Source organism: Streptomyces sp. NBC_01515, assembly GCF_045040345.1.
In the GTDB taxonomy this organism is placed as follows: domain Bacteria; phylum Actinomycetota; class Actinomycetes; order Streptomycetales; family Streptomycetaceae; genus Streptomyces.
This window is the reverse complement of sequence record NZ_CP109416.1, coordinates 3,307,699-3,320,782: the sequence shown is the minus strand read 5'-3', so window position 1 is coordinate 3,320,782 and position 13,084 is coordinate 3,307,699. Positions and strand designations below refer to the sequence as shown.

Here is a 13,084-nt window from a genome sequence, read left to right as displayed (position 1 = left end):
TGCGTGTGGGGTCAGTCGTCGTCCGCGTCCGTGTCGCCCATGCCCATCACCGTGAGGTGGGCGCGGTCGAGGGCCGCGTCCTCCAGACAGCCGCGCAGCCGCATACGGTCGTGTTCGGCGAGCGCGGGCCGTACGACCCCGGCGAACATGCCGTCGCCGAGGCTGCCGAGCGTGGCGTGGTTCAGCGGCACGGAGGTGGAGTCCCGGCAGCGCTCCCAGACCTGTTGGGCGGCGAGCGCCTGTCGTTCGGCCGTCATGTCCCCGCCCCGCACGTCGACTTGGACGAGCACCGAGGTCGCCTCCGAGCCGCTCGCGCTCTGCTCCCGGGTCTGGGTGAGATCGGCGAGTCCGACGACCAGCGCGGCGAGCAGCGCGGCCCCGACGACACCGACGACGGCCGTGCGGGCGACGCGGCCCTTGGAGCGCCGGCCCAGCGCGGGCCGGTCCTCCAACTCGCCCACTACCGCGCCCGGTTCAGGGGCGGTGAGGACGGCGAGGCGCCCCGCGAGGCGCCGTTCGGCCGGGCGCCCGGTCGCGGAGGCGATCCGCTGCACCACCCAGGCGAGCCCGGACAGCAGCACCCCGGTGACCATGAGGACGGGCACGAAGACGTACGTACGGTCGGCGGTGTCCTCCTCCAGCCAGCGGAAGCGGGCGCCCTCGCGCTCGACGGACCCCTGCCGCAGCCGGGCCAGCACGTCCTCCTGACGTGCCGTCAACTCCCGTTGCCTGGCGTCGCTTTCCTTCACCCGCTCCTCGATCCGGGTGAGCCGGGCGAGCAGCACGATGCCGAGCAGCATGACTTCGACGACCAGCAGCAGGATTCCGCACAGGATGGCGCGCTGCCACTGCCAGCGGTACAGGTAGACGATGAGATAGGTCCCCGCTCCGGCGGCGGCCAGGCTCCCGAAGACGTACGCGATCCGCCTCATCGTCCGTCTCCCTCTGTCCGCTCGTTGCCCGTCAGCACCTCTCCCGTTCGCATCTCTCCCGTTCGTACCTCGCCCGGCCGTACGTCACCGGTGGTGCCGTCGACGGCGACGCGCGAACCGGGTGGGAAGCGTCGTACCGCGTCGGCCGCGCCGACCACGGCGGGCAACCCGAACTCCCTTGCCAGCAACGCGAGATGGGACAACGCGCTGCCGGTCTGGGCGACCAGCGCGGTGAGTTCGGGGAGGAGCGGGGCGAGCGCGGGGTCGAGGGTGCGGACGACGAGCACGGCGTCCGGGGGACGCGGCCCGGTCCCGTCCCAGACCGTCCCGACGGCCCGCCCGCCGGACACGCCCCGGCCGTCACTGTCACCGTCGGCCTTGCCGCCGGTGCGTTCGGCGACCACCGTGCCCTCCGCCGCCAGCCGGAAGGCGTCCGGCAACGGCGGCGACTCGGCCTGCGGCACGCGCGCGTGGAGATCACCGGGCAGGGGCTCGCCATCGAGTACGGCGGCCAACTCCGGCCAGCGCAGCAGCCCTACGCGCTCCGCGGTGGCCGGACCGAGCCGTCGCGCGGCCTCTCGCACGAGCCGTACCTGTAGCTCCTGGACCCAGCGGATGCGGAGGCGGAGGGATTCTCTTGGGGGGAGGGCGGGGGCGCGGGAGGCGGTGAGGGGGGTGGGGGAGTGGTGGCTTGCGGGTGTCGGCGAGGGAGAGGGGGAGATTGGGGGTGAGGGTGAGGGGTCGTTGGTGTCATGGGCCGATGTGAACGCGGAACCCGGCACCGAGCCTGCGGGGGCGCCCTGCGGCAAGCGCCCGTGCCCCCGCAGGCTCGGTGCCGTGAGCGCCAGCACGGTCGGCGCTACGGCGGTTGCCCGCTCGTCCGGGATGCCCAGGGCCCGCGTCTCCGCGAGGGCGGTCAGGGCCGCGCCCGCTGCCGTGCGGGACTTGGGCGGCTCGTGCAACAGGGCTCCGGCGAGGGCCTCTTGGGCGTGCAGGGAGACCAAGGCGGTGCGGGTCCAGCGGAGTTGGGCGGCCAGGTCGGGGCCGGGGAGTTCGCCGGGGGCCGGGATCTGGGCGAGTCGGCGGTCGATGTCCGCCACGAGGTCCGCGGCCAACCCGGGCAGCGCCGCGGTGAGTCGGCCGACCCGCCAGGCCGCGCCGAGCCGCCGCGCTCCCGGCGCGGGGTTGAGCAGGGCCAGCCACCGGTGCGTGGGCGGGGCCGCGCCGAGCAGCCGTAGATCGGCCGCGGCCCATCCGCCCACCGTCGTGACCACGGGCGCCGTCCGCAGCAGCCGACGCGGCGCGCTGCCCGCGATGTCGAGTGCGGCGGTCAGCCCATGGGCCATCGGTGTGACCCACAAGTCCTCTTCCAGCGGCTGGAGTTGGCCCGGCAGCGTCTCCGCGACCGGTCCCGGCCCGAGGAGCCGTGCCCCGCGTGACGGCCGCGCGGCCATGGCGGTGATCGGTCGGCTCTGGAACAACCACAGCCGCTCACCCCCGACCCTGTTGTGGTTCCCGCCCGCGCCCTCGCCCCCGACTTCATCTCCGGCGAACCCGAACTCGATGTCCTGCGGCCCCCCGAACACCTGCCGCGCCCGGCGCGCGAGCCGGGCCAACCGCCGTAGTTCGGAGGGGGTGAGCAGCGCGTCGGCGGTCGGCGGCTCGGTGCGGAGCAGTCGGCCCCGACGGCTCAACCAGTAGTTGGTGCCCGCCTGTTCACCGCTGACCAGGCTGTCCGGACCGCCACGCACCGCGCTCACCAGCATCCGGTCGGCACGCCCCTCGACGGGGTCGGCACCGAACATCACCCCGCCGACCCGCGCCGTCAGCATCGGCTGCACCAGCACCGCCATCGGCGCGGTGGACCCGTCGGGCCGGTGCGCCGAATCGAGCACGGTCCGCACGGCCGTACAGAAGTCGGACCACCCGCGCACATCGAGCACGGAGGCGAACTGCCCCGCCAGGGACGACTGTTCGGTGTCCTCCTGCGGGGAGGAGGACCGTACGACGAGGGGGCGCGCGCCGGAATCGGAGAGGTCCCGCCAGGCGCGGCGCAGGGCGGCGGGGTCGTCGCCCGCGCCCTCGGGGATCACGAACCCGGGAAGCACGGGGAGTCCGGCCCGGGCCGCGCGGGCGAGGTTCGCCGCCTTGGAACCGGCGAACAGGGGCTCTGTCGCCGTGAGTTGGTCGAGGGGGACGGCGGCGTCCGGGCGGTACGCCCCCGCCGCTTCCCGCGCGTCCTCGCCATGACGTTCGTCGAGCGTCGTCATCAACACCCTCCAGGACCGACCGCCAACAGGGGGGACGCGCGGGGGTGGCCCTGCGCCTGACGACGGAACGAAGGATGGGGGCGCCGCGGCGCCCGACCCCACTCCGGGCCGACCGCGACTCGCCTCCTACGCCGATGATCCCACCGCCGTTGGCCTACAGGTCGGCCGGAAGCCGCTTTCCCGCCCGCCACCGGACGATTTCGTGAGCCGGGAGGAGAACCCGACCGGCGACTCGTACCGGCGCAGTACGCCCCGCCTCATCCGCAGGAGCGAGGACGGACGTACGCCTGCTCATCCGGCAGCAGAGATATCTCGACCTCTCCCTCCTCTCCCTCCTCTGCCTCCGCCGCCTCCGCTGTCTCACACGGTCATCGGGCGGTCGTACGGCCCGATGGGCGCCGGGAGTTGGGAACTTCCCGTCAGATAGCGGTCGACGGCCGCCGCCACCGCCCGTCCCTCCGCGATCGCCCACACGATCAACGACTGCCCGCGCGCCGCGTCCCCCGCGACGAACACGCCCCGCGTACTCGTCGCGAAGTCCGCGTCCCGGGTGATCGTGCCGCGCGGCGCCATGGCCAACCTCAGCTGATCGATGAGCCCGTCCTCCCGGTCGGGCCCGGAGAACCCGAGGGCGAGCAGCACGAGATCGGCGGGCAGGCTGCGCCCGGAACCGTCCAACGGCCGCCGCTGCGCGTCGACTTCGACCAGGTGCAGGGACCGCACGTGCCCGTCCCCGTCCCCCTCGAAGTGGAGCGTCGAGGCCGCGAACAGCCGCGCGTCCGCGTCCGCCGCCGGAGCCGTCTCCAAGTCCCGCGCCTCCTCGTGCGCGGCCGAGAGCCGGTAGATCTTCGGATACGTCGGCCACGGCTCCACGTCCTCGTCGCGCTCGGCGTCCGGCTGGGCGTAGATGTCCAACTGCGTTACGGACGCGGCTCCTTCACGCACCGCGGTGCCGAGGCAGTCCGCCCCGGTGTCGCCGCCGCCGACGATCACGACATGCTTCCCGGCGGCGGACAGGGGAGAGGCCGCCAAGTCGCCCTCGCGCACCCGGTTGGCCAGCGGCAGGTACTCCATCGCCTGGTGGATGCCGGTCAACTCCCGCCCTGGTACGGCCAGTTCACGCCACGCCGTTGCTCCGGTGGCGATCACCACCGCGTCGTAGCGCGCCCGCAGTTCGGCCGCCCCGATGTCCCGCCCGACCGTCATCGACGTACGGAACTTGGTGCCCTCGGCGCGCATCTGCTCAAGCCGTCGTTCCAGATGCCGTTTCTCCATCTTGAACTCGGGGATGCCGTACCGCATCAGGCCGCCGAGCCGGTCGTCCCGCTCGTACACGGCGACCGTGTGCCCGGCCCGCGTCAACTGCTGTGCCGCGGCGAGGCCGGTGGGCCCGGAGCCGATCACCGCGACGGTCCGCCCCGACAGCCGGTCCGGTGGCCGAGGTGGCGCGAAACCGTCGCTCCAGGCGCGGTCGGCGATGGCGACCTCGACGTTCTTGATGGTGACGGCGGGCTGGTTGATGGCGAGTACACATCCCGCCTCACACGGCGCCGGGCACAACCGCCCGGTGAACTCGGGGAAGTTGTTGGTGGCGTGCAGCCGGTCGGCCGCCGCGCGCCAGTCGTCCCGGCTGACCAGATCGTTCCACTCGGGGATCAGATTGCCGAGCGGGCACGCGTCGTGGCAGAACGGGACACCGCAGTCCATGCACCGGTCGGCCTGCTTCGTGACGATCGGCAGCAGCGCGCCCGGGACATACACCTCGTCCCAGTCGCGCACCCGCTCCTCTACAGGCCTGCGGGGCCACTCCTCGCGCGGAGTGGTCATAAAACCCTTGGGATCGGCCATGGCCGTCTTCCTCGCGTCCGCGTACGACAGGCCGTGCGTCATCGGGCGGCACTCTTTCAGCCACGATAAGGCCCCTCGGCCGGGTGCGCAGAGTGGGGCGAGACGGCTTTCTCACCTGGTTCCGCGGGCGGCCCCGCGGGCCCTCACCAGCGCCCGCTCAGGTGATCATGCGGTTTCTCTCAGGTGAGAGCCAGCATGTACACCAGCGCGGCGGCGGCCGAGGCGACCGCGCGGACGTGATTCCACATCGTCCACTCGCGCACGTACGACGGCCAGTACGCGGCGGCCTCCGGCGTCCCCGGGTCCAGCTTCAGCAGCGCCTCGTTGCGGGGCACGTTCGCGACGAGGGTGAGCCCGAACGCGCCGAACAGATACAGCGCGCTGCCCAGCAGCAACTCCACGGTCCCCTGATCCGGCCACAGCACGAACGTCACCACCGCGATCACCGCGCACACCACCGCGGAACCGGCGAACAGCAGCATGAAGGCCGGCGTCATCGCCGCCGTGTTGATCGCGTTCATCGCCGCGACCCCCTGCGCGGGCGGCAACCCGGCCAGCCCCCGCATGACCAGCACGGAGAAGGCACAGAACACCCCGGCCATCACGCCGGTCACGAGCACCCCCAGAACCGTCAGCGTCACATACGGTTCACCGATCATGCCGACATCAACTCCCGCCCGTAGACCCGAGATCCTGCCCACCACCGACCACCGGGACAAGTCAACCCCGCCCCCGACCGGGCCACCATGGCCGAGAATCGCCGGGGCATACGCGGTCGTCCACGGGGCCCTTCGGGGCGGTATCGATACCTTCCGGGGCGGTGACGGCACCCTGCGGGGCGGTGGCGGCACGCTCCGGGGCGGTGACGGCGCCTTTCGGGTCGGTGACGGTGCCTTTCGGGTCGGTGGTGATGCCCTCGGGGTCGGTGAAGCCAGGCTCCGGGCCGGTGAGGACACCTTTCGGGCCGACGACGACACTTTTCGGGCCGACGGCGGCACCCTCTGAGGTGACGACGGCATGCTGGGCAACCGGGTTCCCCGCCGACCTCCTCACCCGGCCTCCGCGTTCGCCCGGACATCCGCCTCCACCTCCTCCCTCATCTCCGTTTGAACCCCGCTCTCGCGCCACCCCCGTAGAACCCCCTCCACCCCCACCGAGATCCGCCGCCGCGCCTCATGTCGCGGCACCCCACTCATCAGCAACTGGTCGTAGGGCGTGTCCACATGCCGTACGGAAGCCACCACCGCCGAGACCACCGGGCCCTCGGACAACGCCCGCCCCGCCGCACTCCGCCCCACCCGCCCGCTGCCCCGCGCCGAGGCATGCGTGGCGACGGCCCGGGCCCGCGCCTCGGGACAGGCGGGGAACAGGCGTCGTATCTCCGCCGCGAACGCCTCCGTGAACCGCACGTCCTCCGCGGCCCGCCGCACCGCGTCCCGCGCCCGGCGCCGCCGTCGCGCCTCCGCGTCCGCGAGACACCGCTCCTCGGCCCGCGCGAGCCCCGCCTCCTCGACGAGAGCGCCCTGCCGCTCGTACCGGCCCCGACGCCGGTCGAACCGCACCACCACCGCCGACAGCCCACTCTCCTCCCGCGCCCTGCGCGTCAACGCCGTGTCGCCGCGCGGCAGAAACACCAGATGCCCGAGATCCACACAGTCGAGACACCGCGGCCCACCACCCTCCACGACCAGCAACGCCAACGGCCCCCGACGACACCCGGCACAGTGCCGCTTCCTGAGCGGTTGAACAACGAGCAGTCCATTACGGGTCGATGGGGTCGCGAGGGGTGTCGTACGAGCTATGTCAGTCATGCGAGTCGTGCGAGTCGTGCGAGCCATATGCGAAGCATTCCCTCCTGCCGCGCGCCTCTCTCTCCTGTTTCTCCCGCCGTCCGCGCCTGGAGCGAGACCCACCTCCCGCACCTCCTCGCGGCCCGTCGGCGCCATCGGCCCGACGCATCCTGATCGGCGCCTGCCGCATCATGGGCCCTGTGCGACTGGAAGCGATCACCTGGGACCGGCTCGGCGACCTTCTCGCTGAGCGTCTGCTCGACCTGAAGCCGGCCGACGGCAGCCCCTGGCCGCGTGTCGCCTTCGACGGCGCCCCGGCGGGTCACCCCGGCGATCTCGCCGAGCGCGTTTCGGAGGCGCTGCGCGTCCGTGGCCGCTCCTCGCTCGTCGTCGGCACCGAGGGGTTTCTGCGCCCCGCCTCGCTGCGTCTGGAGTACGGGCGCCAGGACGTCGAGGCGTACTACGACGGCTGGTTCGACACCCGTGCCCTGTGGCGTGAGGTCTTCGGCCCGCTCGAACCGGACGGCGACGGCCGCGTCCTGCCCGACCTGTGGGACCCGGTCGCCGACCGCGCCACCCGCAGCCCCTACGTCCAACTCCCGCCCGGCGCCGTCCTGTTGCTGCACGGCCCGCTCCTCCTTCGGCACTGGTTTCCTTTTGATCTGACCGTCCATGTCCTCCTCTCGACGGGCGCCCTGCGCCGCCGTACCCCCGAGCCCGAGCACTGGACCCTCCCCGCCTTCGAGCGCTACGAGGACGAGACCGACCCGGCCGGCACGGCGGACGTCCTGGTGCGCGCCGACGACCCACGTCACCCGGCGTGGAACGGCTGAGCCACGGACTCGGTGAGTCCCCTGGGACCCGGGGTGGCACGGGATTCACCGGGTCCGGCACACCGGAAGTCGTGACCGTCCGGGTGCGTTCCCCCGGCCGCGCGGCGAGAATGTAGGGCGCCGGGACTAGCGGAACGTTCTGTGCCGCGCCGGCCGTCCGGCACCGGGAGGTACTTCATGACCACCGCCGGAGACATCATGCACCGGGGCGCCCAGTGGATCCCCGCCCATGAAACCCTGGACCGCGCCGCCCAGCTGATGCGCGAACTGGGCGTCGGGGCCCTGCCCATCAGCGACGAGAACGAACGGCTCTGCGGCATCCTCACCGACCGGGACATCGTCGTCGGCTGTGTGGCCATGGGCCACGACCCGGCCAAGATCACCGCCGGCGAGATGGCCCAGGGCACACCCCGCTGGATCGACTCCGGCGCCGATGTCGGCGAGGTGCTCCAGGAGATGCAGGGACACCAGATCCGCCGGCTCCCCGTCATCGAGAACAAACGCCTCGTCGGCATGATCAGCGAGGCCGACCTGGCCCAGCATCTGACGGAGGAACAGCTCGCCGGCTGGGTAGAGAGCGTCTACGCCCGGAGCGGCATGCGCTGAACCGCCGGATCGTTTCCGGGCGCTGATCCGCCGGATCGTTTCCGGTTCAGCGGCTGCCGTTCACAGCCAGCCGTTGCGCCGGAAGCCCCGGTACAGCGCCAGACACGCCACGATTATCACGCCGATGACCAGGGGATAGCCGAACCGCCAGTGCAGCTCCGGCATGTGGTCGAAGTTCATGCCGTACACACCGCACACCATCGTCGGTACGGCGATCACCGCGGCCCAGGCCGTGATCTTCCGCATGTCCTCGTTCTGCGCGACCGTCACCTGGGCGAGGTGCGCCTGCAGAATCGAGTTGAGCAGTTCGTCGAAGGAGGCGATCTGCTCCTTGGCGCGCAGCAAGTGGTCGGAGACGTCCCGGAAGTAGGCCTGTATCTCCGGTCCGATCACCCGCATCGGCCGGGTGGCGAGTTCCTCCAACGGGCGGCTGAGGGGGACGACCGCCCGCTTCAACTCCAGGAGTTCACGCTTGAGTTGGTAGATACGGCCCGGGTCCGCCCGCGCGCCGTTCTCCGCGAACACGTCCGTCTCGACCTGGTCGATGTCCGCCTGCACCGAGTCCGTGACGCTCAGGTAGTCGTCGACCACATGGTCCGCGATCGCGTGCAGCACCGCGGCCGGTCCCTTGGCGAGCTGCCGCGGATTCGACTCCAACTCCTCGCGCAGCGGCCCCAGTGAGCCGTGCCGCCCGTGCCGCACGGTGATCACGAAGTCGGCGCCGACGAACACCATGATCTCGCCGGTGTCCACGACCTCGCTCGTCGCCGTCAGCTTCTCGTGCTCGACGTAGCAGACCGTCTTGAACACGGCGAACAGCGTCTCGCCGTAGCGCTCCACCTTCGGGCGCTGATGCGCCTCGATCGCGTCCTCGACCGCCAGCGGGTGCAGGTCGAAGAGTTCGGCGATGCCCGCGAACTCCTCGTTCGTCGGCTCGTGCAGGCCGAGCCAGACGAAGCCGTCCTCCTTCTTGCGCACCCGCTCGACGGTGTCCACCAGGTCGCCCGCGACCGGGACGCGGACGCCGTCCTGATAGGTGACGCACTTCACCACCGAGGAGCCCAGCGGTGACCGGGCGTGGTGGCTCAGGTCGACCCGCGGGTGCCGGCGGGCCAGCCGCACCACCTTGCGGAGGCCGCCGACCCTGCCGAGGCCCGTGACCTTCCGAAGATTCCCTGCCATGGACATCCGGATCTCCTTGGGTGGATCCCCTCGCATCGCATTTCTGCGCCTTGGCGTGCCAGTTTGCCAGGCCGACGTGAGCCGCGGGTAAGCCTGTGGGAACGGAATCCTCCGCTTTGTTCCCGGCTGTGGACGAAGCCGTGGACCCAGCTGTGGACGAACCGGTGCGCGGTCGCGACAAGGGTGCGCTGGGCTGGGCTTCGCCCGCGCCGGAACCGGAGCTTCGCCCCTCCCGACAACCGGAGCGTCGCCCCCTTCCGACAAGCGGGGCAACTGGGATGATCGCGGCATGACGCGATCCGACGGGTATCTCCTCGACAACCGGCAGTCCGAGGCGGGACAGCGCTTCGACGCCTTCGCCACGCTCTTCGACCCCACGACGTTCCGGCACCTGGAGGGGTTCGGCGTCGGACCCGGCTGGCGCGTCTGGGAGGTCGGCGTGGGCGGCACCTCGGTGGTGTCCTGGCTGGCCAAGAAGGTCGGCCCGACGGGGAAGGTCGTGGCGACCGACATCGACACGTCCCAGGTCGCCTCGGCAGCCCGCCCGCCGATCGAAGTGCGCGTCCATGACGTGGGCGCCGAGGAACCGCCGGGGGAGGGCTTCGACCTCGTGCACGCCCGGCTCGTCCTCGTCCATGTGCCGGACCGGGAACGGGCGTTGCACTCGATGATCAAGTCCCTGCGCTCCGGCGGCCGCCTCCTGATCGAGGACGCCGACCCCGCCCTCCAGCCCCTGCTCTGCCCCGACGAACACGGCCCCGAGCAACAACTCGCGAACCGCCTCCGGCACGGCTTCCGCAAGCTCCTCGCCGACCGCGGCGCCGACCTCTCCTACGGCCGCCGACTCCCACGCCTGCTCCGCGAGGCCGGCCTGCGCCGCGTCGAGGCCGACGCGTACTTCCCGGTCACCTCACCGGCCTGCGCCGCCCTGGAGTCCGCCACGGTCCGCCAGATCCGCGACCAACTCGTCACCGCCGGCCTGGCCACGGACGAGGACATCGACCGCCACCTGGCCAACGTCGCCTCCGGCACGATGGATCTGGCTACGGCGCCGATGATCTCGGCTTGGGGGAGGAAGGCGTAGACGGGGGGCGGGAGTCGGCGCCGGGTGGGCGGGGGAGACGGCGGCTGCTTCAGGGTGTGGTGACGCGTTGCCGGTACTGGGGCAGTGAGCACAGGGGCATTGAGCACCCGGGTAGCCAGCGCTGGGGTTGGCAGCGCTGGGGTTGGCAGTGCTGGGTGTCGGCTTGGCCGCCGGTGAGTTCAACGCCGGTCGTCACGGGTTCGACGCAGGTTCACGGCCGGCCCGGCACGTGTCTCCGGTCGTTCCGGCGCGCGCCGCCCGGTGACTTCAACGGCGAGGGTGACGGGGTGCCGTAGGCCCGGCCCTTACCGCTGCTTGTCCGGCTCGGGTGACCTTCCGCTCGGCCCTGTCGTCGCCTGCGCGGCAGGGGCTGCTGTTTGTGTCCGGGGCCGCAGGCGTTCCCGGCCGAGGTGGCCGTTTGCCCGGCTCGGCAGACATCCGCCCGGTGCGAGCGGGGCCGCCATCCGACACCGGTGGCTGTCAGCCCCGTACAGCCGCCCCTCTGCCCGACATCACTGGGCCATCCACAACTGGCCTCGCACCCAACGCCATTGACCGAATCACCGTTGACCCTCCACCCAGCGCCCTTGGCCGGTCGACGACCTCACCTCTCCGCTCACCACAGCCTGACGCGACACCCACCCCTCACCCCCGCCCAGGCGGTCGCCCTCCCACCAGTTCCACCGCCCGAGCCCCCGCCCGGCACCCCTCCCTCGCCGCCTCCTCCGGATCGGCGCCCGTCAGCAGCGTCGCGAGGAACGCCCCCGTGAAGGCGTCCCCCGCGCCCGTGGTGTCCAGGGGAACAGCCGGCTCGGCCGGTACGCGTGCGTGGACCGTGCCGGAGTGGGCGACCAGGGCTCCCTCGGCGCCCTGCTTGGTGACCACCAGGGGGACATGGCGGCTCAGCTTGGCCGCCGCGTCCGCCGGGTCGGGCAACCCCGTGAGCAGGCACGCCTCGTCACGGCTCGGCAGTAGGACGTCGACCCCCTCGACGAGTGTGAGGAAGCGGTCGACGCCCAGTTCCACCAGGAACCCCGCCGACGCCGGATCCAGACTCACCGGCACCCCACGCGCGCGTGCCGACTCCACCGCCGCGTCCGCCAACGCCCGGCCCGGCTCGGAGAACAGCAGATAGCCCGACAGATGCAGCCGTACGACACCGTCCAGCAGCGAGTCCGACCAGTCCTCGGGGCCGAGCCGTAGAGCCGCTCCACTGTCGGTGACGAGCGTCCGTTCGGCCGAAGCCCCCGTGTCGACCAGACAGATCACCGTCGCGGTCGCAGCCTCCGGATCGACCACGAGCCGGGGCCGCACCCCGGAGGCGACCAACTCCCGCTCGTGCCACGCCGCCGAGTCCGCACCCACCCGACCGAGCAGCCGTACGTCCGTACAGCCCCAATGGGCCGCCCAGCAGGCCACGTTGGCGCCCGCGCCACCCGGCACCGTGCGGATCGCGGCGGCGGTGTCGGTGCCCGGGGCGAGCGGCCCCCGGTGTCGGGCTACGACGTCCGTGACGACGTCCCCGACGACCAGGAGGGCGCCGTTCGCCTCGGTCGTCACGCCTCCTCGGCCCAGGCCGCCGCGATCCGCCCCGCCAGCCGTACGTTGCCGCGTACGGCTGCCAAGTTGGCGGTCAGGGAGGCGCCGTCGGTGTGCTCCACCAAGTAGCCGAGCAGGAACGGGGTGACCGCCTGCCCGGTGACGCCCTCCGCCTCGCACGCGTGCAGCGCGTCGGCGAGCACGCGCGCGTGCAGCCCGGGATCCAACTGCTCGTCCTCGGGCACCGGATTGGCGACGATCAGCGTCGACTCCGGGGCGTCCAGCGCGTCCTGTGCCCGCATCACGGCCGCGACCTGCTCCGGGGTCTCCAGCGTCCAGTCCACCGGATAGCCGGAGTCGGAGAGGTAGAAGCCGGGGAAGCGGTCCGTGCCGTATCCGGCGACCGCAACGCCGAGCGTCTCCAGGCGCTGCAGGGTCGCCGGTACGTCCAGGATCGACTTCACGCCCGCGCACACCACCGTGATCCGGGTGGACGCCAGCAGCCCCAGGTCGGCGGACTCGTCCTGGGTCACCGTCCACTCCCGGTGCACCCCGCCGAGGCCCCCGGTCGCGAACACCCGGATGCCCGCCCGCGCCGCCAGCAGCGCCGTCGCCGACACCGTGGTCGCCCCGCTGGCCCCGGCCGCCACCGCGAGCGGCAGGTCGCGGTGGCCCAGCTTGCGGATGCCGTCCTCGTTGGCGACCCGCTCCAACTGCTCCTTGTCCAGGCCGACATGGGGCCGCCCGTCCAGCACGGCGATCGTCGCGGGTACGGCGCCCTCCTGCCGTACCACCGCTTCCAGCTCCAGCGCCACCTGCAGATTGCGCGGGCGCGGCAGCCCGTGCGCGATGATCGTCGACTCCAGGGCCACCACGGGTCGACGCGCGTCGATCGCCTCGCGTACTTCCTCGGACACCACCAGCACCACGCGCCTCCTGTCGTTCGGTCTTCCCTCATCCCTGGCGGGTGCCGGGCCTGGTCAAACCCTCGCGGACTGTG

General features: G+C 72.2%; 11 protein-coding genes. 3 read left to right on the top strand and 8 right to left on the bottom strand.

Going from position 1 to position 13,084, the window contains the following annotated elements:
* Positions 1–11: 11 nt before the first annotated feature.
* The 5 genes from OG407_RS14690 to OG407_RS14670 form a co-directional block, all read right to left on the bottom strand.
* The gene (locus OG407_RS14690) at positions 12–932 is read right to left on the bottom strand and encodes a hypothetical protein (RefSeq protein WP_405858284.1); all 921 of its coding nucleotides are present in this window, start codon (positions 930–932) and stop codon (positions 12–14) included.
* Entirely contained in the window at positions 929–3,202 is a 2,274-nt protein-coding gene (locus OG407_RS14685) for a PEP/pyruvate-binding domain-containing protein (protein ID WP_405858282.1), read from the bottom strand. The genes OG407_RS14690 and OG407_RS14685 overlap by 4 nt, the downstream gene beginning before the upstream one ends.
* A 360-nt stretch (positions 3,203–3,562) precedes the next feature.
* Complete coding sequence (locus OG407_RS14680) at positions 3,563–5,050, bottom strand: glutamate synthase subunit beta (protein ID WP_405868411.1); 1,488 nt, start codon at positions 5,048–5,050, stop codon at positions 3,563–3,565.
* A gap of 179 nt (positions 5,051–5,229) precedes the next feature.
* On the bottom strand, positions 5,230–5,709 hold the full coding sequence (locus tag OG407_RS14675) for a DUF1772 domain-containing protein (RefSeq protein ID WP_403599519.1): 480 nt from the start codon (positions 5,707–5,709) through the stop codon (positions 5,230–5,232).
* Positions 5,710–6,099: 390 nt separating this feature from the next.
* A complete protein-coding gene (locus OG407_RS14670) occupies positions 6,100–6,861 on the bottom strand; it encodes a DUF2293 domain-containing protein (protein WP_405858280.1) in 762 nt (253 codons plus the stop codon).
* A 170-nt stretch (positions 6,862–7,031) separates the two neighbouring features.
* Here OG407_RS14670 and OG407_RS14665 point away from each other — a divergent pair, with 170 nt between their 5' ends.
* Both OG407_RS14665 and OG407_RS14660 read left to right on the top strand, forming a co-directional pair.
* On the top strand, positions 7,032–7,673 hold the full coding sequence (locus OG407_RS14665; RefSeq protein WP_328684014.1) for a uridine kinase: 642 nt from the start codon (positions 7,032–7,034) through the stop codon (positions 7,671–7,673).
* Positions 7,674–7,850: 177 nt separating this feature from the next.
* The gene (locus OG407_RS14660) at positions 7,851–8,279 is read left to right on the top strand and encodes a CBS domain-containing protein (RefSeq protein ID WP_019060469.1); all 429 of its coding nucleotides are present in this window, start codon (positions 7,851–7,853) and stop codon (positions 8,277–8,279) included.
* 60 nt (positions 8,280–8,339) lie between these two features.
* On the opposite strand, the gene corA is transcribed toward OG407_RS14660, so the two are convergent.
* A complete protein-coding gene (corA, locus tag OG407_RS14655; RefSeq protein ID WP_405858278.1) occupies positions 8,340–9,467 on the bottom strand; it encodes a magnesium/cobalt transporter CorA in 1,128 nt (375 codons plus the stop codon).
* 283 nt (positions 9,468–9,750) lie between these two features.
* Here corA and OG407_RS14650 point away from each other — a divergent pair, with 283 nt between their 5' ends.
* Positions 9,751–10,545 carry a methyltransferase domain-containing protein gene (locus tag OG407_RS14650; protein ID WP_405858276.1) on the top strand — a complete coding sequence of 265 codons (795 nt, stop codon included), beginning with the start codon at positions 9,751–9,753 and terminating at the stop codon, positions 10,543–10,545.
* A 645-nt stretch (positions 10,546–11,190) separates the two neighbouring features.
* Here OG407_RS14650 and OG407_RS14645 read toward each other — a convergent pair.
* Positions 11,191–12,105 carry a carbohydrate kinase family protein gene (locus OG407_RS14645; protein ID WP_405858274.1) on the bottom strand — a complete coding sequence of 305 codons (915 nt, stop codon included), beginning with the start codon at positions 12,103–12,105 and terminating at the stop codon, positions 11,191–11,193.
* On the bottom strand, positions 12,102–13,013 hold the full coding sequence (locus tag OG407_RS14640) for a pseudouridine-5'-phosphate glycosidase (protein ID WP_405858272.1): 912 nt from the start codon (positions 13,011–13,013) through the stop codon (positions 12,102–12,104). Before OG407_RS14640 ends, OG407_RS14645 begins: the two co-directional genes overlap by 4 nt.
* Positions 13,014–13,084: the final 71 nt, after the last annotated feature.